This window comes from Vibrio sp. L85, from assembly GCF_963871815.1.
In the GTDB taxonomy this organism is placed as follows: Bacteria; Pseudomonadota; Gammaproteobacteria; order Enterobacterales; family Vibrionaceae; genus Vibrio; species Vibrio harveyi.
Map to the genome: position 1 here is coordinate 252,227 of NZ_CAWMYL010000176.1, position 24,436 is coordinate 276,662.

Sequence of the window (24,436 nt, forward strand, 5' to 3'; positions counted from 1 at the left end):
TTGCTCTATCCCATCATTACTCATATGTTCACGCAACCTCTCGAAACGGTTGCCTTCTAACGTTATATTTGAGCTTACGGAAATTAGAGTCAATGAGAATATTAGGAAGTCATACTTTTAGCGGATAGCATACAACCTTGACTTACTTTAGAAAGACGAGTATTGAAAGAATAATTCTACGAGATGTATATATCAATATTAATCTGAATAAATAGTAGCTTATTGGCTTTTCTTACTTTTTCCTATCCTGAATTTATTTTACGAGATAGGGAAGTAATTATAAAAATGACACCAAACTTGTAATTAAAAAATAGTATTAACCATATAAAACATCGCAAAAAAGATAATTAAAAAATCTCATATCAATTGATATTTTGTGTAATTATATCTACTTTTTTTTCTAGCTTAGAGTCAATACAGTTTGACATTTCCAATCGTTCTAACACTTCTTTTTCAAATGTCTCGTCAGCTCTTTCAATCCATTTCAAAAACTTTTTTTGGGGATAGCCATATTGAGTTGCGTACCAAAACTCAATACTTAGGCAAAATCCATCTTTGATAATTAAATTATATACTCGACTAAACTCCCCTTTATACTTTAAACTTCCTTCCAAATACTTAGAAAACGTATATTTGCCTATTTTTACGTTTTCACACTTTATTGGTGGATAGCTATAGTAAAAACTATCGATAAGATATTTTTCTTTTTCCAATATCATTTCTTCAGATTCCGGGAATTCTCCCCATTGACGATTTGCTCTTTCAATAAAGTCTCTCATTGACTCCGTATGCTCTCCACGAGTAGAGTCTGAACTTGGATTCGGATCATGATAATATTCAAAATATTCTTTTTCTAAGTAGCTTGAGAGTTGATCATTTGTTTTTATACTTCCGTCTATCGACTTTATTTTTATTTTAATAAAAAGGTCACCTTGTTTATTCACTGGCGCAATAGGATTAAAAAACACTCGAAAAAAAGAAAAATTCACAGAAGCCAAATCAATTACAGTTTCGTGTTCTTCATTAGATGAACTAATGTCAAAATTTCCAAGATCAATGTCATCTTCATATAAATAACTTTCAAGAATGTTATTTGGACACTCAAATGAAATAACATATTCGTCAATTTTAAACATGTAATTAAAAAAACTAGAAAAATCTGGTTTACCACGAAAACCATCTTTATACACCTCGAAGAAATCCACACATTAATCCTTATTCTTTAATAAAAGAGAATCTACATCTCTAACACGTTTCAAAGCTCTTTTACTCCCAGACATTATTAGCTGTTGTCTATAAGATACAAGGCCAAAGTATGGTAATGTGTGAGGGCTCTCAGTCACATCTCCATTTATTACCAATCCAATAAACTTACAGCATCTTACGAGGCTGCTAGGAGATAATGGTGTTTGCCTTGCAGCAATATTAGGGACGAGGTCAAATGGATTGGTTCTAGTTTTATTCGAATTGAACTTCATTCCAATTCTGTTTGCATTCATCTCAATCTTTTCTGTACTTACACCGCCAGCATGGACCGCAACTTCCTGATTAGTTAGCTTCAAGGTTGGATATCTTCTCTTCACCCATATAAGCGCGGTATTGAAAATGATGGCTCCTTGACTGTGGACTGTCCATTTAACCTTTTTCCTCTGCTCAGCGCATTGTTTCATTACAGTAGCTAAGTGCTGGGCATTATGTGAGGTAAGTTTGAATTTATCAAAACCACATTCAATAATATCAAAGTGCCATCCATCTGAGGGGTTATGGAACAACGTATACTCCCTTGGTTGGTCTTCATTATATGCAACTTGAGTATGTAGACCCATTAAGGTTGCTGCTTTTTGATAGCCGTTTAACATCCCATTTACTGAAGCGTGTATGGTGTTTACTTTATGAGTCTGCTTAGCTCTATTGTGTCTCCACTCTGACAACAAAGCCGTCGCGGCAATATTGCCTTGCGACCCATCATACTCACCATCTTTACCCTGCTCTCTTTTGACATGATACATTTGTGTCCTTTGATAAGAGTTAGTGCTAATTCGACGACCATGTAGTTTCTCGTCAAAAGCAATATCATGGATAACAACCATACCATCCTTAAGGATACAGGTTATCAAGTAATGGTAGTTTTTAAACGGGTAAGTAGAGCGAAAGATTCTTACTAATGGATTACGTTTATGCCTTACTACAGACTTGGCGCTTGGGTTTGCCGACACAAAATACATCTCTTTGACTACCTGTTTTTGGTCATACTCGTTTAGAGAAGCAAGCATCAATAGAGCTTGCCTAGAAATATTTATCTTTTTTGCGCTAAAAAGAGAAGTAGGAATAGTGATTTTGCGACTGAGAAACTGATCCAGTTCAACCGCAGATCTATTATTTACAGTTATGTAGTCAAATGCATCTTTTCTTCCAATAAATTCCCAAGTCATTTCGCCGTCCTTCAAATCGTATTAACTCAGAATGGTAATTGAAAACAGATTCAGTTCGAGATGGTTATGAAGAGGAAATACTGATTTTTCGATTGACTAGAGAATTATATCTTATTGAGAAACATATCGTTTTCATTGATGTTAGCTTACTCATAATGCGAGTCGTACTGCTCCTCTCGTTGCTCGAAGTCGCCTTCATCACAAATTAATCAATTGATTAAATAGCGATGAATTTTTCGTATGTCGTATAACGAATCGCCGTCTTATAATTAATCAAATGTTTAATATTTTGAGAGGCAACGGTGACAAAAGCTCAAAGAAAAGCAGGAAGACCCACAGACCAAATTGATGCTCGTGAAAAGTTAATATTCCACGCACGCGAGCTCTTCACCATCATGGCCTACGACAAAGTATCCACTCGTTTGGTCGCACAAAAGGCTGGAGTGAATGTCGCGATGATTCGTTACTACTTTGGAAATAAGGAAGGGCTATTTGAAACGATGCTGCGCGAGACACTGTCACCCATGCAGAAGCAACTGCAAGCTCTCGTATCAGACAGCAGTGAGCAAAATTTTCTCGACTTAATGCGCACCTATTACCGAGAAATGATCAAAGTGCCGCAGTTTCCTCGCTTAATAGCTCAAGTCATGCACATGCCTCCTTCCGAAACTCAACGAAAGTTACTTGAAAAAGTATTTGCCGACATCAGCCAACCAATGCAAGGGGTTATCTTCGATAAGTTGGTCGACAGTGGTGTTCTGCGAAAGGGAGCTGACCCGCAACTTTGTCGTGTCTCTTATATCAGCTTAATGGTTTTCCCTTTTATGGCACCACCAGCGCTGCTCGCCATACACGGTATTGAACTCTCAGAAGCATTCTTGAACCGGTTGTTCGAACACAACATACAACTGATGAAACATGGACTCTTAGACTCGGGCGACCAATATGAAAATGAATAAAAAACTGCTGTTCTTTCCTGCCCTTGCTGCCGGGATCGTCATTCTGCTTTTGGCAATTAAACTCAAACCAGATTTGCCAGTAAAACCTGCGGGGGATCGCGCAAGGTTAGTCGAAACTGTTCCTCTTGAACTGAAAGCCATTGCTCCTATCGCTATTGGGTTCGGAAAAATTACACCCAAAATTGAGTGGAAGGCTATCGCCGAAGTCACTGGAAAAGTAGTTTATCGCCACCCTCAATTGGAAAAAGGGCAAGTACTACAAGCAGGAACGGAGATCTTAAGGATCGATCCACTCGATTACGAATTAAAACTGGTTCAAGCTCAAGCCGACCTTAAGTCTGCACAAACCTCTCTGGCCAAGCTAAACCAAGAAGAAGCGAACTTAAAAAGCACGCTAAAAATTGAAGCGAATCGTTTAGTGATCGCCAACAAGGAACTTGCTCGTAAACAAAACCTACGCAAGAAAGGCTTAACATCACAATCTGATGTGGATCAACAAGAGCAAAGTGCGCTTTCTCAGCGTAAGTTGGTGCTTGATATTGAAAATCAGATAGGTTTGATGCCAGATGAGAAGCGTGTCGCTGAGGCGTTAGTTAAGGTCAACGCTTCGAAAGTGGATGAGGCGAAACGTTCACTTGATAAAACCATCATCACGCTCCCATATGATCTGCGCATTGCTCTGGTGGATATCGAACAAAATCAAGTAGTGAACCTTCAACAAACTATGGTCACAGGGCATGGCATTGATGTGATGGAAGTTGAAGCTCAGCTGTCGATACATGATATGCAAACCCTTGCTTCAAGCATCGGTGAGTTTGTACGTGATGAGTCTGGTATCCCACAACCTGATATGAATGCTATCCACGCCATTATTGAGCTTAATAGCGGCAACCTATCTGCGTCTTGGTCTGCTAAAGTCGCGCGTATCAGTGAGACGGTGGATCCAAGCCAAGCCACCGCTGGGGTGATATTGGAGATTGAGCAAGATTATCGAGCATTGAAACCAACGTCTGTACCACCTCTCGTGAACGGTATGTTTGTACGTGCGTTGATTGAAGGACAACAGAATCCAAGCTGGGTTATTCCTGAACGCGCGCTCCATGGAGACAAGATCTACCTGATGGGTGAAGATAACCGCCTTCAAATCGTGACTGTTGAGGTACTCTATCGACGCGACAACCAAGTCGTTGTCGAAGGTGCCTTGGAACAAGGTCAAAAGTTAATCATTAATGACCTGTTGCCTGCTATCAACGGCATGTTGTTGAAGGAAGCATCAGAGCAGAGCCAAACGGTGACTGAGGGGTCCGACTCATGATCCGATTCTTTGCAAAACACCCAACCGCAGCCAATTTGTTGATGTTGACGTTGCTTATCTTGGGTATTTCTTCCCTCTCTGGCATCAAGCGAGAAACCTTTCCGGAGTTCGATCCCCCTTATATTCTTGCTGGTGTGGTTTATCCAGGAGCATCCCCTCAAGAAGTGGAAGAGAGTATCTGTGTTCGTATGGAAGACGCCGTAGATGGACTCGCTAATATTGAAGAAACTCAGTGTGAAGCTATTGAAGGGTCAGCTCGTCTCATCTTAAAGTTAAATGAGGACGCCGATATAGGTCGCATGCTCGTTGACGTTCAAACTCAAATTAACTCGATCAATGACTTCCCACAAGAAATTGAGTCGCCCGTAGTTCAAGAACTGGACTGGAACGAGCCTGTCGTTGATGTGGCAATCACTGCAGATACGACTTGGCCGGAATTAAAAGGGTATGCCGAACAACTTAAACGCACACTAAAACTCGATTACGGCGTGTCTTTGGTCGATGTGGCAGGCTTCTCGGATCATCAATACAGGGTAGAGCTTGATACACAAGCGATTCGACAATTAGGTCTGAGTGTGGGTGATATTGCGGAGCAAATTGGTCGTCAAAACGTTAAGTTACCAAGTGGTAATGTTGAAACACCAGACAAAAATTTCCTGATTCGTTTTGACGAACGCCGCGTTACGCCAGAAGAACTAGAAACTATTGTTGTTGGTTCAGGTCCGAATGGCTCAATCATTCGCTTAAAAGACATCGCTACGATTACAGATCGCTTTGAATTAGATGAGCAGAAAGTACTCTTCGATGGTCACCCTTCTGCCCTTCTAAAGATCAGTAAAAACAAAGAAGACGATGCTCTCAGAATTAAAGAACGTGTCGCTCAATTTGTGGAAGAACAGCAAGCCATTGCGCCAGACGGAGTCATGCTACAAATGACCAATGATCTCTCGTCAGTGCTTTGGGATCGTCTTACTATGATGGTCAAAAATGGCTGGCAAGGTATCATTTTGGTCTTCGCTACGATGTGGTTGTTTTTTAGCTTTCGCTATTCATTTTGGGTTGCCGCCGGTTTACCTGTTGCATTTTTAGGTGGCTTGTTTTTGATGGCACAGCTTGGACTATCCATCAACATTATGTCCTTAGTCGGCTTGCTAATGGCGATCGGTATCATGATGGATGACGCAATCGTTATAGCGGAGTCCATTGCCGCTCACCTTGACCGAGGCGAAGAGATCGATGACGCCGTTATCAAAGGCGTTAAGAAAGTTTTACCGGGTGTAATTTCTTCCTTCTTAACCACCGTTTGCATCTTTGGTAGCCTGCTGTTTCTACAAGGTGAAATGGGTGCAGTGCTAAAGGCGGTTCCGCAAGTACTTATCTTGGTATTAAGCTTGAGCTTAGTGGAAGCATTTTTGATTCTACCCAACCACTTATCTCATTCACTGCATAAACAAAAACAGGAAAAGACCACACCAAAGTTCAAACAAAAGCTACTGGCATCTTTTGAGAACTTCCGTAATACCACGCTGGTTAATGCCGTAGATAAAGTGGTTGAGTATCGCTACGCTTTCATGGGCAGTGTCATTACTTTGCTGCTGATTTCTGCCGCAACGTTAATTGGCGGTTTGCTTAAGTTCCAGCCCTTCCCTGAGCTAGACGGTGATATTGCCGAAGCTCGTATCATTCTTCCTCCTGGGTCTTCGCTATCCCAAACAGAGGCAGTGGTAGATAAGATCGTCGCATCAGCGCAAAAGCTCGATAAAGAATGGACTGAAAAAGTTGAAGGCGGTAATCCGCTCGTACTACACATAACCAGTCAATTCAACGCGAATGCCGATGCCAACGAATCAGGTCCCCATATCGCAACAGTTAGATTGGACTTATTAGGGGCAGAAAGCCGCAACACTCTCATTGATGACTTTATCGCAGCATGGCGTGAAGATATTGGAGAACTCGCAGATCCCATCTCTCTGGTATTCAAACAGCCCACGATGGGACCGGGTGGTCGAGCGATAGAAATTCGTGCAAAACATGATGATCTTGATGCATTGAAAGCAGCTTCGATTGATATTCAACAGTATCTTAATGAATTTGACGGTGTTCATGGCGTGCTAGATGACATGCGCATGGGTAAAGAGGAAGTTCTGGTTAAATTGCGTCCCGGCGCAGAAGCTTATGGCATCAATGGTCAGCTTGTTGCAAACCAACTGCGTGCGGCATTTTTTGGTCAAACCGCTGACGAAATCCAAGTCGGCGTTGAGAACATTTCGATAGAAGTTCGACTAGATAAAACGCAAGCAGGCGACTTACAACAGTTGGCGAACTTTCCGATTATCTTGCCAGACGGTAGCCAAATTCCGCTCGCGACCATTGCTACATTGAATTTCCAGCGCAACTACGTACGCATCCAACGTATTGATGGATTGCGCACGGTGAGCGTATTTGGTGATACCGACAACACCAAGGCAAACTCAACCGCTATCATTCGCCAATTCCAACAAGATGAAGCGCCAAAATTGATGCAGAAGTACCCTGGGTTACGTTTCGACTTTGAAGGCGAAGCTAAAGACACCGCCGAGACCGGAGCCTCTATGGGCAAAGGCTTCTTGCTTGGGTTATTTGGCGTGTTTGCCATCCTAAGTTACCAATTCCGCAGTTACTTGGAACCGTTTGTAGTCATGCTCGCGATCCCACTTGCTTTTATCGGGGTAGTATGGGGGCATATTGTGCTTGGGCATTCCTTAAGTATGCCGAGCATGATGGGCTTTGTCTCATTGGCTGGTATCGTAGTAAACGACTCAATCCTGCTAGTACAGTACATACGCCATCATGTAGATGAAGGTGACAATGTTCATGATTCTGTCGTTAAAGCGAGTAGAGAACGTTTCCGTGCCGTATTCCTAACCTCGATGACAACCGCTGCAGGTTTGCTACCGTTGCTAACGGAAACCAGTTTGCAAGCCCAAGTTATCCAACCTCTGGTTATCTCTATCGTGTTTGGTATTTTCGCCTCGACGTTGTTGGTACTGTTTATGATTCCTGCCGCTTATGCCATTTTGGCTGACTTCGGTCTAGTTCATAAGCACGAAGAGATCTAAAACAATCCGATAAGTTTCCTTATCAAAACAAACAAGAGCGGCTTAGGTCGCTCTTTTTGTTTTCAGTGAATAACGTTAAAAGCCACACAAACACGTAACAATTAAAAGGTTATTATGAGGCATTAAGTGCAAATATGAACAATTGAGAATGCGATATGTTGACTTTTATATAACTAATTCAAATGACAGGCACCGTGTTTATGATAAGTTTTATTATCAAAAACGACATTTAGCACAGTAAAAACACACACAGACAACACATTCACAATTTGAACTAACGATAATGAAATCATTGATTGAAGAATTAACATTTTAACAATGATTACAACAATGTTAACTTTAGCCCCGTTGGTCGCACTGGTGGTAAGCCTCTCACCAAGCCTATTGTCAGTATGATATGGACGTTCGACCATCTCCAAAATGAATAGACACCCAAATTGGTGCCCTTTTTTCGCCCGCGAAGGTATTCTTCGCGGGCTTTTTTCTTTCTAACTATTTCAACTCACTACTGTTGCCTATCATGTCGCCAGATATATCGTTCGTTTTCACTAACTCGTAAACACAAAAAAAGCCAACCTAGTTAAATAGATTGGCAAACAGAGCAACAAGATTGACGCCGATAATTCATCACGTCGCCCTTGTATCGGATGTACTTTGGTTAATCGCGCTTCCTTGTGACTAACACGGAATCTTTAACGTCAGAGCTTAAGATTTGGTTGCCTCTATCTTCTGGCACTTGATCTTTACCAACTGCGCTTGTTGTTCTTTGATGTGTTTAACAATGCGCTCATCACGTTCATCAATGGCGTCCATGTTCATTTGTTGGATGTCCGCAACTGCCTCATGCTTCATTGTTGTAAATTCTTGATGTAGATCTGCACTCCACTCATCTTTGTCTAGAGTGTTAGCAGCAGCGATTGGTGATGACATTACAGCAATAAGACCTAGAGTAGATAGAAATACGCTTTGCATAATAAGCTCCTTAGGGATTAGCAGTTCATTGGGTTGCATCCTATACGTTGCACATAGAATGCCAACTTTTTAAACCTTTAATATCAATAACTTAAAATAAGCATCATTTTTCCACCATCTGCTCGGTGGCGAATTTCACACACTCAGTGTTAAATTAACCAAGCAAATTTATGAATATTTAATCATTCACTCAATTTATAGTATAGGAAGTTCATTTCAGTTCGCTTAAGGTACAAAAAAAGCAGCCCGAAGACTGCTTTGTAATTTCGTTCTAGGTGAAACTAGCTTTGCATACTTTCTCTACCAGTTGTATTCGCTGACGGCTTCTTGAACTTACTCATCACACGCCCGAAAAAGCGTTTGATTGCTCGGAAGATGTTTTTAATGTCTTCAAGCATCAGGTACAAACAAGGCACCAAAATCAAGGTAAGTACAGTAGCAAACAGCACTGCGAAACCAAGGGCTACTGCCATAGGGATAACGAATCGAGCCTGCAAGCTGGTTTCAAACATGATGGGTAAAACACCAGCAAACGTCGTGATCGATGTCAGCGTGATCGCTCGGAAACGTGCACACCCAGCCTCAACGACTGCTTGCTTGATGCTCATGCCTTTTTCACGCACCTGGTTGACGTAATCTGTCATCACCAAGGAATCATTGATAACCACACCCGCTGCCGCGATCAAACCAAACGTCGACATCATGCTGATGTCCATATCCAGCCAGAAGTGTCCCCAAATCGCACCTGTTAAGCTAAACGGAATCACCGACATGACGATCAGCGGTTGGGTATAGCTCTTCAACGGCACAGCCAGCAAGATGTATACGATGATCATGCCTGCAATGAAGAACATGATTTGCTCGTTACGCTGTGCAGCTTGCTCTTCAATATCACCGCCCAATTCCGTTTTCACACTCGGGAAAGCTTGCTTCATGTCCGGTAAGATGTTGTCGTCAATTACCTTCACAACTTCTTGAGGTTCAACCAACTCTTCATCAATAGAACCATAAACGTAAACGGTTTGGTAACCACCTTCTCGTCGAATGCTACTCACACCCGGTTGTTCGTTGATCTTAACCACATCACCCAGCATGACCTTTTTCCCTGCTGGCGTCGTGATCACTGCATAGCGTAAAGAAGAAAACGCTTCACGAGTCAATTGCGGGTAACGCACCATGACTTTGATTTCTTCACCATCACGAATAATGCGCTGCGCTTCACCACCATAGAAACTGCCACCAACTTGTTCTGCAATCATCGTCAGATCCAAACCAAGGTCGTAAGCAACTGGAGCAAGTGATAGTAGAACTTCTTTGCTACCGGAATCGATAGACGAAGATACGTCATACAAACCTTCTTCTTGCTGCAGTCGACCAATCAAGTAACGACCAGCTTCATTCAGCTCGTTAATATCCGAACCAAACAATAAGTAACCAAACTCATCACGATCACCACCGCCTGCACTTTGCTCACGGATCTTAAAGCTCTTCATTCCCGGAATCACAGGCATAGCTTCACGCCAACGACGCGCAAGCTCAAAGGTATTAAATGGACGTAATTCTTCATCGACAAGTGGCACAAGAATGCGACCTTCAGTACGACTGCGGTTGTAAGACAGCACGTCACGAATCATACCTTGACCGTATTCATCGATGATCTGATCTTCGATTTCTTGCATCACACCTTCAATGGTTTTTAGCGCATTAATGGTTTGCTCACTCGATACCGTGTCATTCATTTCAATCGTAATCGCAGGATAATCCGTTGGTACCTTTGGATTCGGAATCACACGCACATAGTTAGAACTCACCAAGGCTGCACTAATAAGAAGCAAGCCACAGAAGAAGGCAAATACAGTCCAGCGCCAATGCGTACAAGCTTTAACAAAACTACGGTAAGGACCATTCACAAAACCAAAGAAACGCTTGTTAAAGCTATCACGCCATCCATCTGGTTTGATTGGTTTGAAGTTCGTATGCGCCAAGTGAGCCGGAAGAATCAACTTAGATTCAATCAAACTAAAGGTAAGACACAGGATCACAACACCAGCAATGCCATAAAAGAAAGCACTATCAATACCACTAGAAAGCAGGAAAGGTGCAAATACCGCAATCGTAGTCAACACACCAAAGGTAGCTGGGGTAGCAACACGTTTAACGCCAGTGACAACATTTTCGACACCACCGCCCTTCTCTTCGATTTCACTATAAGCACTTTCCCCAGTCACGATAGCGTCATCGACAACGATACCGAGTACCATAATAAAGGCAAATAAAGAAACGATATTTACAGTGATACCAAGCATGGGCATCATCATCACTGCGCCTAAGAAACACACTGGCAGCCCTAACATTACCCACATCGCCAAGCGGAAACGCAAGAACACGCTCAGCATGATCGCTACAAGCGCCGCACCTTGAAGCAAGTTTTTCAGCATCATATCGAGACGACCATTGAGGTAATAGGTCATATCAACCAGTACTTTTAACTGAATATCGCTAGGTAACGTTTTGTTCTTTGCTTCAATATAGTTACGAACAGACTCTGCAACAGGAATGATGTTTTGGTCGCGCGTGGCTTGAACCGCCATGTAAATTGCGTTTTGACCTGAATATTCAAAGTAACGATCTTCTTCTGTGAAGCCATCTTTGATGGTTGCAATGTCTTGCAGTAACACCTTGGCGCCATTTGCGCCGAGTTTAACGGGGATATTTCGAAATTCATCGCCATGGTAATACTGGTTCTCAATACGAACCGCAATCATACCTGCGTTGGTTTTCACCTCACCTGCGGAGAAGTTAGCAGAATAGCGACGAATCGCATTACTCACGTCATTCAGTGTTAGATCATACTTACGCAAAACAAGTGGGTCGACTTCAATCGCAATCTCTTCCTCTGGCGCACTGAGATCCACTAACATAACGTTTTGTAGTTGCAGAAGCTCATCTTCGACTTGTTTAGCAATAGGTTTGAGCTCTTCAAGAGGTCGGTCCCCGACTAACCCCATCTCAATCACTTCTTGCCGCCACTCCACTTGATAAACGTTAATCGGCTCCATGCCCGCAGGCAAATTGGATAAGGTGTCCACTCTTTGCTTTACATCGTCCAACACACGTTTGATGTCCGCGTTCACATCCACTTCAATCGACACATGCGCACTGCCTCGGGATGCGCGTGCGACCGTCTTTTTGATGCCGGTGACGTCTTTAATCGACTCTTCCACTTTCACCAAAATACTCTCTTCAATTTCTTGTGGAGAAGCACCTGGATAAGCAGCACGAATATTGATGTAGTTGACCTCAACATTCGGGAACATTTGGCGTTGAATGAATAAGAAACTCACGATGCCCATTACGATGATGAACACCATCATTAAGTTTGCAGCGACAGAGTTATTGGCAAAATAGGCAATAATGCCTTTTTGTTGATTCTCTTCCATGATTGACTCCTACTTACTGTACGACGGTTTCGGAGTCGTCATTCTTTTTTGCGACTTGGACTGCCATGCCTTTTTGCGGGTACTCAGGCAAAGTCAGAACAAGCATGTCTGATTGCTCCAAGCCTTCCCCAACAAGCAAAAACTCACCTTCTGCACGAAGCACGTTTACTGTTCTTGGCTGCAGTTCATTTTCACCATTCACTACCCAAACCGTTCGGTTTTTCACTAACTCTTGTGGTAAGCGATAAATGTGCTTTAGTTCTTTACCTGTGAAACTCACTTCGACATACGAGCCAAACTTAATCGGCGGCTGCTTGTTATCTAAGCCATAAGGATCTTTCACCTGAATGACCATGTTGATCATACGTGTCGCGCTGTCGATCATTCCTAAATCTCGAACGACCTTACCTTCTCTCGTTGTTGAAAGAATACCTTGTTGGGTCACCGTTGCTCGCAGTTCTTTTAAGGAGTCAGGGAGGAACGCACTGTCAAAGCCTGCGATCGGAACATGGATCTCTGCCACTTCAATGTTGTTTAACGTAGCCACGCGAGAACCAGAAGAAACAAATTGACCGACACCGATGTCGCGTTCAACAACGAGAGCATCGTAAGGTGCTACCACTTTGCAGTTTTCTAGGTCACGCTTTGCTCGTTTTAGGGCTGCTTGCGCTGACTTCACTTGCGCTTGAGCACTTAACACCTGTGGTTTGCGTAAATAGAGGTCTGTAATTTGTTTATCGCTTAACTTCTTCGCTTGACGTTTCGCTACCTCAGCTTTTGCTTGCTCTTCAATTAGAGCTGCACGAGCGCTTGCTAAACCGGCTTCAGCTTGGAGTACTGCCGCTTCGTAATTATCACTTTCAATCGTGAATAGCACTTCACCACGTTTAACGATGCCACCAGTGACAAAGTTTGGATGCCAACTCACGACCTCACCGCTGACTTGTGCAGCGAGGTGGGTTTTCTCAAAAGGGACCATCTCACCATGACTGGTGATTACGACTTTATGATCGGTTGGAAAAAGTGAAGAAGTTTGTACTGTAGGTTCAGTAACGGTGTCTTTGGTTGACTCTTTTTCTGGTGCGGTCGCAGCGATAGCGGCATAGCCCGCATAAGCCCCCCCCATCACGACGAAGGGTAAAAGCCAACGTAATACTGGTTTTGCTAACATCAAAAATCCTTTTTTATTTTTGTATTCTCCTATTCATCCCCATCAGGCATTCGCCTTAAGACCACGTTAAAAATCCGAGATTTTGTAACTGGACCTTACACTCCCCGCGGACAAACAGTGAGATATTTGCATCTGAAATAGACAACTTTATAAAAGAGCCGTGCTTCCGCTGTTTTTGTGACTATCGATCACAAAAGAACTATCCATGGCAAGTTAATAAAATTAACAAAAACTTAACCACTTTCGCAAGTTACGACCTCTCACACTCACCGTTTATACGCAATAGGTGTGCCAATCGTTTACTTTTTAAATATCAATAAGTTAAATTAATCTAGCTATTTTTTGTAGTTCAGTGTTGGTAATTACCACCAGATATTAGTGATATTAACCATTTACCAACAAAACATAAGTTAAAAACATGATATTGTCCGCCTGAATAATATTCCATTTTCATGCATTAAATGTGGTTTCGCGCTCTTTGCCTTGAATGTGAAAACTGCGACTTAACCTAACCCGCTCGCATTACCAGTTACCAACGCTTGATATATAATCAAAAGGTTATGATAAACAAGGAAGTGTGCATTGCGACGTTCTCTCTCAAAAGCCCTCTTGGGCTCTATGCTCTTACTGGTCTCAGCGTGTTCATCCATTCAACCCAGAGATCCAAGTGAGAAATCCACCAGCTTTCAATTTGGCTATCAAAATGATTCTGCTTTGGCTGATTTTTTTGAAAGCTACGACAAAGATCCAGACTCTGATACCGGTTTTTATCCACTAAACCAAGGCAATGACGCACTTCTTGCTCGAATAGCTCTGATTGAATCCGCCGAGAAAAGTTTGGATTTGCAGTACTACATTTACCGTAGCGACGAAACTAGCCAACTGATGACATGGCGATTGTATGAAGCCGCTCAACGCGGTGTACGTGTTCGCCTATTGCTGGATGACATGCAAAAACGCAATGATGAAGGTATGGCGCAACTGAATGCTCACCCTAACATCGAAATTCGTTTGTTCAATCCTCATCAATACCGAGACGCGCGCGTATTTGCTCTTGCGAGTGACTTTGACCGCCTTAATCGTCGTATGCACAACAAGTCACTAATATCAGATAGTGTCTCCGCGATTGTTGGTGGCAGAAACATTGGCAATGAATACTTCTCTTTTGAATCTAATGTCGAATTCGGCGATTTCGATGTCATGCTTTATGGCGAGGCTGTGACACAAACCGCGGATCAATTCGACCTTTACTGGAACAGCTTGTATGCGATCCCAATGGAATGGATTGTGCCTGAATCAGAAAGAGTTGCCGACGATGCCATTAAAACTCAAGTTAAGAACTTGAAATTAGAAGAAAAGTTCTCTACTGGTCCTTATAATTTTAAAGAACTCGATCTTTACGAAGAACTGCAACAGGGCAAGTTAAATTTATACTGGGGACAAGGTGAAGTTTGGTTCGACTTGCCCGATAAGATTGCAACTCAAGAAAGCCAACTTGTTGCCAACCTCAGTGAACTGTTAGCAAACGTAGATAACTCTTTTGTACTAATATCCCCGTACTTTGTGCCAACAAAATCTGGGACAAAAGCACTGACGGACGCGGCAAAGCGAGGTATCGACATCACAATAGTCACAAACAGCTTGGCATCGAACGATGTGTTTGCCGTTCATGGTTGGTATGCGAAATACCGAGAAGACTTGGTTAAAGCTGGGATCAAGCTTTGGGAAGTGAAAGCCAGCGCAAAAATCAAAAGTAAATGGAGTCTCACGGGCAGTAGCAGAGCAAGTTTGCATGCCAAAGCCATGATGATCGATAGTAAAACTCTGTTTGTTGGTTCCATGAATTGGGATCCACGTTCCGCTGAACTCAATACCGAAATGGCAGTCGTCATCGAACAACCTGAATACGTGCAAAAATCCTTAGCGCAGTTGCCCAAACAGCTCAGAGAAAATGCCTATAAAATCGTAATCAAAGATGGCGACATAGCGTGGGTTGATATGGAAACTGGTGAAGAATTCGATTCGGAGCCAGAAGCCAGTGTATGGAGAAAAATGGGCGCTTGGTTCTCTGGCATACTTCCAATTGAAGATCAGCTATAACCCTCGTTATGCGCCTGCTGAATACCAGAAACCAGAGAAAATAGCCCACCGCTCAGAACATAAGGGAGTCGTGTTCTATTGAAACGTAATACGACAAAAATAGAAGAGTGAAAAAGGAATCACGATGTCAGTAAAATGGAACGAATATTATCAAAAGGTCGCGCAGCAGCCGCACCGTCCCAACGTCGAGCGTGCAGCGAATTTACTTACTCTCGATAATAAAACCGCTATAGATGCGGGATGTGGAACTGGAAGAGACTCTCAGTATCTTCTTAGTCGAGGCTACACCGTTCATGCTTTCGATGCGCATCAAGACGCTGTCGAAACCTGCTTAACTCGCTTTGAAGGCAACCCTCACTATTCCATATCCCATTCTTGTTTTAGTGATTTTACGTATCCTGCTTGCAGTTTATTTATCGCCAGCGCCAGTTTGTTCTTTTGTCCTAGCGAACACTTCGCCAAGGTCTGGCAAAAAATCAACAAAGCATTAGTACCTAACGGCGTATTTTGTGGCGACTTGTTAGGAATCAACGATTCTTGGGTTGAGGCAGATACTCACCCCAACATCTGTGCTTTCACCAAAGAGAAAGTGGAAGCTTTGTTTGAAGGTTATGAAATACTTCATTTTCACGAACGAGATGAAGATGGCACAACAGCTGTTGGACACACAAAGCATTGGCACACGTTCAGCGTCACCGCCATTAAACGTTAATTAAAAGGTAAGCTATGTACCATTTCCAAGGCGTGACACTGCGACGCGCGACCCCTGAAGAAGCAAAGAATCTATATCAGTTAATTACTGGAGATGAACGATGGGCTAAATTCAATGGTCCTTACTTTCCATATCAAACTCCGACACTGGAAGGCTTTCGTAACAACACCTTACAACGCCTAATAAAAGGTGAAGACATGTTATTGATTGAGTTCGAGGGTAAACCTGTTGGCTCTGTAAGTTGGTATTGGGAATGCGAGAGCACGCGTTGGTTAGAAGCTGGGATCGTCATTTACGATTCTAACTACTGGAACAAAGGGTTAGGTTTTAGCGCATTGGTGCCTTGGATAAGCCATATCTTTGATACACAAGAGATAGAGCGAGTCGGATTAACCACATGGTCAGGTAACCCGAGGATGATGCGCTGTGCGGAGAAACTCGGCATGCAGCAAGAAGCACGAATTCGTAAAGTGCGTTATTACCAAGGCGAATACTACGACTCGGTCAAATATGGCGTATTGAAAGAAGAGTGGCAAACACTGATCCAAGGCATGTTCAGCCCAGATCAATTCGCATAGATCACTTACACAATACCGGAGTAAAAAGAGCAAACGCCCTACAAAGTGAGATAGCCCGCCACAAGACGAAAAGCTAATGACTCGTCAGAACACATTATAAAACAAGTGTTTTTCATGAGTTCTTTGCTAAACATAGTCGCTATTTGCTATGGTTTCAGAGATCCATCCACTCTCGACGCAAAAGGACGTTCTATGCGCTTAATCATCGGCATATTCTTCGCTGCTCTACTCTCTTTCCCATCTCTAGCATCAGAAGAAAAGTATTCAGAATCCGACCTTTTAGATCGCCCTTTGATGGAACGTTATATCCTCGACGAATTAAAGTCTCTACGTCAGGAACAACAGGATTTAGAACGACGGATGGTCGTCGAGATCACCGACCGCGAACTTACCGTAGCCGATAAATCATTGAACTACGCTAACGTCACCGTCACCTACTTCTTCTATATCATCGCAGGTGTTGCATCGCTAATTGCCTTTGTCGGTTGGCAGTCACTGCGTGAATTTAAACACAACACCAAAGAAATGGCAGACAAGCGACTAGAAAAAATCGCTCAGGAATACGAGAAAAAGTTCCTAGCATTAGAACGCGACTTAAAACGCAAAACTCGCATCATCAGCGAGAACAACAAAGAAATCGAGAAAATCAACGAAATCCATAACTTATGGCTTCGTGCACAAAGCTCACAAACTCCAGAGCAACGTATCGATATCTACGATGAGATTCTGCTGATTCGCCCGGGCGATTTGGAAGCACTGACTTACAAAGCAGATGCCGCAATGGAGATCAAAGAATACCACTGGGCACTGAGCTTATGTAATCGCGTTTTGGAAGTAGATGACACTAACGGACCGGCGCTTTATCAACGTGCATGTGCGTACTCTCGACTCGGCATTGAAGAACAAGCGATTGAAGATTTGGAGCGTGCAATAGATGCCAGTCCATCAATTCGCGACTTGTTAGCTGAAGAGCAAGATCTGGAACTGCTTCATGGGCATGAACGCTTCGAGCAACTTCTCACAAGTAACACTACAGAGTCTAAGCATGAGTAGCCACTTCAATCTCGAAGACGCCAGCCAAGTTCTCGTTGGTGCTTTTGCTTTAGCCGTGCCAATTTCATTTTCGGAAGAGGCATGGCGACTAGGAGAAAGCCTGCCTTTTATTAACTTACTGATGTTGTTTAGCCTTTCAGTACTCTTTTTAGGTTTTTTCGCCTATCAAAGTGTATTTCAAAGCAACATCAAGACTCGTATTACGGTATTTATTTTTCGTGTCGTGATTGCTTATTTTATTGCCGCTGTAGTTGTTGCTCTGGTTCTATTTTGCATCAACAAATTGCCAATGTTTACCGACCCAATTATCGCTCTTAAACGCGTAATAGTCATAACCATGCCAGCTTCAATGGGCGCTATCGTCGTCGATAGTTTTGATAAAGAATAGAACCACATTCTCGTCACTAGGGGCTAATTGCCCCTAATCATCCAACGTTAAGTTCGACCCCGAATGCTCTTTCCCTAATATGTCTTCTGGGTTTCTTAACGCACACGTTTCAAGCGACAAACAGCCACATCCAATGCACCCGCCTAAGTCATTTTGCAATGCTTTTAGCTTTTGAATTTTTAGATCCAATTGTGCATGCCAATGACTTGCCATGGTTTCCCACTGTTGCTTGTTTGGCGCTTGATGCTTGGGCAACTCTTCTAATGCCTGTTTGATTTCTTCGAGGGATAGTCCAACTTGTTGAGCAGCTTTAATTACCGCAATACGACGAAGTACACTGCGGTGATACCGCCTTTGATTGCCTTGGTTTCGCCAGCTTGATATGAGTCCTTTCTGCTCATAAAAGTGCAGTGCTGAAACCTTTACTCCAGAACGCTTTGCTACCTCACCAACACTGATTTCCATGCTTTGCCTCTTGTTCTTACAAATGCCAACCTCAAGCTTAATTGAGGTTTTAAGTTACATTACGCTAACAAATTAAGCCATTAAAGACGATGAAAAAGAAAATCCTGTACTCATTGGCTATGCAGTATTTAGAGGGCATTCTTCACGACTATTTATGATAAGAAAATTCTAGCAACAGATGCCAAAACGGTTACGGTAGGGATGATGCGACGCTTGGGTTAGAAAATGAATGGCAAAAACAGGTTGATTGCCATTCATTAGCTTTAGTGGGATCTTTCTCTGTGTGAACGCAGATTACTGCTGAGCAAGGATCATACGCGCATTAAGCGGCTGAATTGGACGGTTGTTGTGTCCCATTGCTTTAGCAAACTCTTTCACCTGCTCAGGTGAGATCGTTTTAGTGTCTTTGATTACCAACCAACGAACTCCTTCAGAGCAAGGCGGAGTCGTTAGAGAACCATTAAAACGGTAGTAATCTTTATCACTTGGGATAAGCGCGTCCGCATCAAACGGGACTTCAATAGCAACATCATGATCTTTATTAGGGATGTTTTGCAGTAACTTAGCTAGATCTGGATTCTCATTACCCAGTTTGAAGAACACTGCGACAACGGCTAGGTGACCCGCCTTATCAGCATGCACAAAGTGCGCTTCTAGAGGGTATTCCTTTCCATCTACATGGTTTTCTGATGGCGTGTGGAAGTGAAATTGTTTTAATACGAACTCTTTGCCATCAATCGTCAGTGTATTTTTCCCTTCTAAACTCGTCTGTAAGGTATGACCGTTGTTTAGCAATGAAATAGCTTTACCTTGATAATCAAATTGAAGCTTATCTAGTTTGGCTTCAGTAGACGATTGAATATTAATTGGGCTTTGGTTTTGTCCTTTAGCGCATTCGGAAGCAAACTCCCCCCAATGAGCAGGTCCATGCTCCCCCTCGTAGCCCCAATTCGCCGCATTCGCGGAGCTCGCAAATACCAAAGCAAGACCAAGTGCTGTTAGTGACTTTTTCATGTTTTCTCCTTGTTTTCTTCCATTCGAGTGTTGTGAAAGCACACTCATACTAATCGTTGTGGAAACATACATAACAGACTGAAAACAATGATTGCGAGCTAACTTTGGAACCCATCACTCTAGTCGCGAAATTGAGATATTACTTAGGATTCAAAAGTGAGAAAACATCTCACAAACGAAAAGACCGAGCACGAGGCTCGGTCTTTATTTTTGAATCACTTATCGAGCGTATCAAAGATGCTCAGATATTAGTATTGCTATAAAATAGAGAACACTAATTTAGAAGAGAGCGAATCCCGTCATAGTACCATTCCTGTACTACCTAGTCGTGCTCAGCTCTGGATCTTCTGTTTGTAAGTTCTCGGCTAACCCCATTTCTCCTGCTGCAAAGAGTACGCTCCCTAATGCGGATAGGGTTTCATTGCCCTCACGGTCTGGAAACTCACCCGCTTTAGCAACCGTTTCTGGCTCGATAGTGTTTTTACACACAACGCTCAAACAGCCCTCATCTTCTGGTTCTACATTGGGAACACCCAACACGTCATCAGCCAACACACTCACTGGGAAAGTGCTAAATAGGAGTGCTGCCAACATCAAATGTTTCATTCCATACACCATACATTCACGTCAAAGATAAAAACTAAGACAATGATAATGTGAGAATGTTCTAAGGGAAAGTACGTACGACTAAATCAATGGACTGTACATACCTGTCTCAAACTTAGAAATGCAACAGATGTTTATGGTTTAATATCCATTCCAACTTTGAAACAAGATTAATTTTTTTCATCGTAAACCTTTCGAAAGTGCTTTACTTCTTCTTGGTGCTCATCAGCCCAACAAACCAGTTCGTACAAAGGCTTAACCAACTCCCGCCCCAACTTCGTTAGTTCATATTCTACTCGTACAGGTACCTCAGGATGAACAGTTCTATTCACATAACCTTCTCGTTCAAGATCACGAAGAGTTTGGGTCAACATTCGCTGAGAGATTCCTTCTATTCTTGATTTCAGAGCATTAAATCGTTCTGAGCCATCTACAAGAGCAAAGAGGATCAAAAGCGACCATTTATCGCCAATCTGCGCTACAACATTACGTACAGGGCAATCTTCATTATTGTGAAAAACACGCCTTTCTGAGTTAACTTTCTTTGCCATTTGTCGCTCCCTTCTCAATCTATTGGTTACCAAAAAGTGCCTAACTAAGTATTTGGTGCCTTCTTGTTATGCAGGTTACTATTAATTACTATGGTTATCAATGTATACCTTAATAGCAAGACGACCATTGGAGTTACCTATGTTTAAATCACTTACCTCACTTATTCTTCTATTTGCAAGCACAGTGGTACACGCGCAATCTAAAGACACGTTGATCATTGATCTGCCATCGCTCCAGAAAACGAATTGGTCAGAACAAGAGGTTGAGAATGCAGAATTGATTACTGATTTCGTTCAAAACCTAATGAATAATCACAATTTTAGCTACATCCTGGAGCACTATAACGACAGCTCTTATGTACAGCACAATCGAAATCTACCTGATAAAGTGACAGGCTTAGTTAACTTCTTGGAAGAGTTTGTCGAAGACTACCCAGACTATGCCTATGATGTTAAACATATCTACGTAGACGGCGATTACGTGATCTTCCATTCACATGCCACATTAGATAGAGAGGACAGAGGAAATGATCAAAAAGGGATGAACATCATCGACACATGGCGCATCGAAGATGGCAGAATTGTCGAGCACTGGGATTCGATTCAAGCACTTGATTTCTCGATGAGGGTTTATTCCCTAATCAGCGGTGGGGATATCGCTAACTCGAATGGTGTTTTTTGACAAATTGATGTTAAGAGATAGATATCATTTTGCTCTAAATTGCCTTTCAACAATTGATTATTTTTATAACGAAGAAATTCTTAGTCTCACCATCCCAGCAGAATGAAAGTAATATGTGCGGCGATAAAAAACTAGAGACACAGCCGTAGCTTTATGATGTTACAGAAACAAAAACGCCCAAGGTTCACTTGAGGCGTTTTTGTCAAGTTGAGATAAAAAAGTCAGACCATCTCAATCAAATGCTCACATCAACTCCGGCCCATTTGTTCTGAATGGCTCTGACTTTAAATCCAAATCCACTTTACAGGTGATGACGTGACTTCTAGTTCACCCCAATCGCCCGACAGAAAATACTGATCATTCGATAATTGAAAAACATCAATATTGCCATAATCCTCTTCACCGGAAACATCTTTAAATGGAGTTTCGTTTCTACTTATCCATTTAACGCGCTTTAAGCCTTGAAAAACAATCTTACCTTTCTTATAACAATATTGCTCATCACTCTCAGGTGTCGTATACAATGGGTGATTCTCTGTTAAGACCGCTTCAACAATAAAAGATAAAGCTATCTTCAAAATAAATACCAGCAAAGCCTTCCCAGTGATAATAATTACTCATAACACAGCCCCCTATAAATCAAAGTCAATTGGTGTGTGATTTTCAGGGCTCTTACGCGTTACTTGATTACCAGCAGGATTTACCCTTTGACCACTAGAAGTTTTAAGCTCAACATGAGGGCCAGCACTACCAGGTGCACGTTGACTTCCACCTTTAATAGTTACCCGAGCCACTCCATTTTCAAAGGACCGTTTGCTGTTTTGGTGGATTTAAAACCTACCGATTCCGCTTTTGCTTTTATGGCGCTGGTCGTGGTTGAACCATCAGTTTTTATCATGCTTCCAACTTGCTGCCCACGTCCCCCCTTTGTAACACATCCCTGAGATTTAGCCTTGCTTTTACTGCTCTTAGCCTGCTTTTTAGCAGCGTCTTTCGCCTTTTTCTTCGCGATATCCCTTAATAGCTTTTTAAGGAGCGCTCGTGCCGCAGCAGCAGTCGTCGCCGCTATTGCAGCTGCCACCGGATTTCTACCATCCAGGTCCACATACCCTAATGGATCACCATTCACACAAGCATAGAGATTGATCCCACCTTGTTCTTGTAGTGAGTCTAAGTGGTCAAATTCACTATGCCACGACACTGATCCCATTCTTCGAGATAACAAATTGTGAAAGTATCATATCTTTGTTACTTTCCTCCGCTCACAGTTCTTTAATTTCTTTATCACAGTATTTTTTTATTGCTTTAAAAGTTACAATCTATGTGGTGTTGCCAATTGAAATGCATAAAGTGACAACCCTGCTAAAAATATAGCCGGAATAGGCGAGTCTGATAACAACCAGGAGACAAAATCTTTTGGCAAAAGGCAATACCTGCCCAGTTAATACATCACCTATTTAACCTGATTCAAAGAGTAATCAAAGAAAATGTATGGCTTATTCCTGTCGAAGTTTAGAACCATCGGGGTTACATGCTTCTTCGTCGATCAACGTTGGATAATAATCTTTTTTATCTTCCATTCCATAAAATAAAGTTCCATGGATTCCCTGAACATCGCACTTTCTAACCCTCCGGTCCCACAAATTCTTTAAAGCCTGTCTAACAACTAAATTATCTAAATCAATATCTTCTATAAACGCGATGTTAGTTTTGCCAATAAACAATAATGAAAACTCATCGTCTGTTGCCGAAAAAATATCATATGTTGCGTTAATTGCGTCATCTATAATCTGTATATTCTTCATTTTCTGACTTTTCTCCTGAAGTAAAATCTTAAAAGACTATCGTCACCATTATATACCTATCAAAACTATCTTATTTCCGACATAATATTAACTAGTTTAGTATTTTTTCTGTGATAAATATTCATATTTAATTTATAAAATACCTTCCAGTCCATCTATTTTTAAATTCTGTGCAAAGGGGACTTTCAACACATAGACCGTCATTGAAATTTGTAACGGAATTCATAACAATATTACCTAAACCTCAGTATCCTTTAGATCTAACTAAACCTTTTCAGATAATTTAAATAATGAGGCTATAAAGACTAACATTGCTATCATGGAATAGAGAAAATCAGTTCAAAAAGTCATGGAGCAATCGTTGTTCATCGCTTTGTTGTGCTTCTTCCAGTTTGTTGTTTCGTAAAGATGTTTAGGTATGAGACTTTCACAAATTGTGGGGGTAAAAGTCAATTGTCGTAACTTTTTGATTTAGTATCATTGATTTTAGGAGTAGAGGCTCGGGGTATCTTCTGTTATTTTTATTTTTACGTAAACATAATTATTAGCATATAGGTTAAGCTAACAACGCAGGTAAGGTAAATAGAATCGATAACCAAATTAGACCTACCCACTCGAAAAGTCACCACGCTTGGTTGATTTAGCTCTATCCACTTTAACAACAAAAGTTGCCCAAGGTTCAATTAGCTACACGTTAGTGTATATATTACCTTATGATTTAATATGCTTCTACTTTCATTCAAGAGCATTTTATCTTTATTTATCTCACAATAAGAAAGTGCATATCCTGATATTTTTTTACCATTTATGTTTCCCTTAAACTTACATACACTATTTGACTCTGTACCATTAGCAAGCCTGAGTGTTGGCTCACAGTGCACATCAAAGATCTCAAAATCTTCTACTTCACTTGGGTTAATTCCAACCAGAGTTAAGTGAAAAGATATATATAGAGATAAAAATATGAATATAGCCATAAGCATTATTATAGTAATTTTTTTCAGTTTACTTCTCACACAAAACTCCTTTGACAAACCTGTTGTATACATCAACAATCACACATAAAAATTTTGAGGGAGGAAAGATGGTACTAGC

Annotated in this window: 22 protein-coding genes; 9 read left to right on the top strand and 13 right to left on the bottom strand. The window is 41.9% G+C overall.

Annotated features, from left to right (window positions below):
- Positions 1-362: 362 nt before the first annotated feature.
- Together AACR11_RS18605 and AACR11_RS18610 are read right to left on the bottom strand one after the other, a co-directional pair.
- A complete protein-coding gene (locus tag AACR11_RS18605) occupies positions 363-1,205 on the bottom strand; it encodes a hypothetical protein (protein WP_029790147.1) in 843 nt (280 codons plus the stop codon).
- Between the two features lie 3 nt (positions 1,206-1,208).
- On the bottom strand, positions 1,209-2,432 hold the full coding sequence (locus tag AACR11_RS18610; RefSeq protein ID WP_029790148.1) for a hypothetical protein: 1,224 nt from the start codon (positions 2,430-2,432) through the stop codon (positions 1,209-1,211).
- A gap of 302 nt (positions 2,433-2,734) precedes the next feature.
- Between AACR11_RS18610 and AACR11_RS18615 the strand changes: the two genes are divergently transcribed.
- The 3 genes from AACR11_RS18615 to AACR11_RS18625 are packed head-to-tail and all read left to right on the top strand — an operon-like array spanning position 2,735 to position 7,804.
- Positions 2,735-3,391, top strand: coding sequence for a TetR/AcrR family transcriptional regulator (locus AACR11_RS18615; RefSeq protein WP_005449834.1), 657 nt, complete (start codon positions 2,735-2,737; stop codon positions 3,389-3,391).
- Complete coding sequence (locus tag AACR11_RS18620) at positions 3,378-4,706, top strand: efflux RND transporter periplasmic adaptor subunit (protein ID WP_079324980.1); 1,329 nt, start codon at positions 3,378-3,380, stop codon at positions 4,704-4,706. Before AACR11_RS18615 ends, AACR11_RS18620 begins: the two co-directional genes overlap by 14 nt.
- Positions 4,703-7,804 (top strand): efflux RND transporter permease subunit, encoded by a 3,102-nt coding sequence (locus AACR11_RS18625; protein ID WP_079324982.1) that lies wholly within the window; start codon positions 4,703-4,705, stop codon positions 7,802-7,804. The genes AACR11_RS18620 and AACR11_RS18625 overlap by 4 nt, the downstream gene beginning before the upstream one ends.
- Before the next feature lie 705 nt (positions 7,805-8,509).
- Here AACR11_RS18625 and AACR11_RS18630 read toward each other — a convergent pair.
- From AACR11_RS18630 to AACR11_RS18640, 3 genes are all read right to left on the bottom strand, one after another.
- Positions 8,510-8,776, bottom strand: coding sequence for a hypothetical protein (locus AACR11_RS18630; protein ID WP_079324984.1), 267 nt, complete (start codon positions 8,774-8,776; stop codon positions 8,510-8,512).
- A gap of 281 nt (positions 8,777-9,057) precedes the next feature.
- Complete coding sequence (locus AACR11_RS18635; protein ID WP_029790151.1) at positions 9,058-12,216, bottom strand: efflux RND transporter permease subunit; 3,159 nt, start codon at positions 12,214-12,216, stop codon at positions 9,058-9,060.
- Positions 12,217-12,229: 13 nt separating this feature from the next.
- Positions 12,230-13,387, bottom strand: coding sequence for an efflux RND transporter periplasmic adaptor subunit (locus AACR11_RS18640; RefSeq protein WP_009697217.1), 1,158 nt, complete (start codon positions 13,385-13,387; stop codon positions 12,230-12,232).
- A 582-nt stretch (positions 13,388-13,969) separates the two neighbouring features.
- On the opposite strand from AACR11_RS18640, the gene AACR11_RS18645 reads away from it, so the two are divergent.
- The 5 genes from AACR11_RS18645 (at position 13,970) to AACR11_RS18665 (ending at position 18,218) form a co-directional block, all read left to right on the top strand.
- Positions 13,970-15,487, top strand: a complete 1,518-nt coding sequence (locus tag AACR11_RS18645) for a phospholipase D family protein (RefSeq protein WP_029790152.1) — start codon at positions 13,970-13,972, stop codon at positions 15,485-15,487.
- Positions 15,488-15,611: 124 nt separating this feature from the next.
- Entirely contained in the window at positions 15,612-16,199 is a 588-nt protein-coding gene (locus AACR11_RS18650; protein ID WP_029790153.1) for a class I SAM-dependent methyltransferase, read from the top strand.
- 14 nt (positions 16,200-16,213) lie between these two features.
- Positions 16,214-16,777 carry a GNAT family N-acetyltransferase gene (locus AACR11_RS18655; RefSeq protein ID WP_029790154.1) on the top strand — a complete coding sequence of 188 codons (564 nt, stop codon included), beginning with the start codon at positions 16,214-16,216 and terminating at the stop codon, positions 16,775-16,777.
- A gap of 192 nt (positions 16,778-16,969) precedes the next feature.
- Entirely contained in the window at positions 16,970-17,830 is an 861-nt protein-coding gene (locus AACR11_RS18660; protein ID WP_005448770.1) for a tetratricopeptide repeat protein, read from the top strand.
- Positions 17,823-18,218 carry a DUF2391 family protein gene (locus AACR11_RS18665; RefSeq protein WP_005448769.1) on the top strand — a complete coding sequence of 132 codons (396 nt, stop codon included), beginning with the start codon at positions 17,823-17,825 and terminating at the stop codon, positions 18,216-18,218. The genes AACR11_RS18660 and AACR11_RS18665 overlap by 8 nt, the downstream gene beginning before the upstream one ends.
- Positions 18,219-18,251: 33 nt before the next feature.
- Here the strand turns inward: AACR11_RS18665 and soxR are convergent, their stop codons facing one another.
- The 4 genes from soxR to AACR11_RS18685 form a co-directional block, all read right to left on the bottom strand.
- Positions 18,252-18,683 (bottom strand): redox-sensitive transcriptional activator SoxR, encoded by a 432-nt coding sequence (gene soxR, locus AACR11_RS18670; RefSeq protein ID WP_017819402.1) that lies wholly within the window; start codon positions 18,681-18,683, stop codon positions 18,252-18,254.
- A gap of 294 nt (positions 18,684-18,977) precedes the next feature.
- Positions 18,978-19,697, bottom strand: coding sequence for a carbonic anhydrase (locus tag AACR11_RS18675; RefSeq protein WP_017819403.1), 720 nt, complete (start codon positions 19,695-19,697; stop codon positions 18,978-18,980).
- A 318-nt stretch (positions 19,698-20,015) separates the two neighbouring features.
- Positions 20,016-20,303 (bottom strand): hypothetical protein, encoded by a 288-nt coding sequence (locus tag AACR11_RS18680; RefSeq protein ID WP_017188617.1) that lies wholly within the window; start codon positions 20,301-20,303, stop codon positions 20,016-20,018.
- 170 nt (positions 20,304-20,473) lie between these two features.
- A complete protein-coding gene (locus AACR11_RS18685; RefSeq protein ID WP_029790987.1) occupies positions 20,474-20,854 on the bottom strand; it encodes a winged helix-turn-helix transcriptional regulator in 381 nt (126 codons plus the stop codon).
- 139 nt (positions 20,855-20,993) lie between these two features.
- On the opposite strand from AACR11_RS18685, the gene AACR11_RS18690 reads away from it, so the two are divergent.
- The gene (locus AACR11_RS18690; RefSeq protein ID WP_017819406.1) at positions 20,994-21,536 is read left to right on the top strand and encodes a nuclear transport factor 2 family protein; all 543 of its coding nucleotides are present in this window, start codon (positions 20,994-20,996) and stop codon (positions 21,534-21,536) included.
- 284 nt (positions 21,537-21,820) lie between these two features.
- Here AACR11_RS18690 and AACR11_RS18695 read toward each other — a convergent pair whose 3' ends face one another.
- The 4 genes from AACR11_RS18695 to AACR11_RS18710 all read right to left on the bottom strand — a co-directional run bounded on the left by AACR11_RS18695 (position 21,821) and on the right by AACR11_RS18710 (position 24,357).
- Positions 21,821-22,129 carry a hypothetical protein gene (locus AACR11_RS18695; RefSeq protein WP_079324986.1) on the bottom strand — a complete coding sequence of 103 codons (309 nt, stop codon included), beginning with the start codon at positions 22,127-22,129 and terminating at the stop codon, positions 21,821-21,823.
- Positions 22,130-22,317: 188 nt separating this feature from the next.
- Positions 22,318-22,737, bottom strand: coding sequence for a hypothetical protein (locus tag AACR11_RS18700; protein WP_223295756.1), 420 nt, complete (start codon positions 22,735-22,737; stop codon positions 22,318-22,320).
- A 295-nt stretch (positions 22,738-23,032) separates the two neighbouring features.
- The gene (locus AACR11_RS18705; RefSeq protein ID WP_029790784.1) at positions 23,033-23,341 is read right to left on the bottom strand and encodes a hypothetical protein; all 309 of its coding nucleotides are present in this window, start codon (positions 23,339-23,341) and stop codon (positions 23,033-23,035) included.
- Positions 23,342-24,024: 683 nt separating this feature from the next.
- Entirely contained in the window at positions 24,025-24,357 is a 333-nt protein-coding gene (locus AACR11_RS18710) for a hypothetical protein (RefSeq protein WP_079324988.1), read from the bottom strand.
- Positions 24,358-24,436 lie beyond the last annotated feature (79 nt).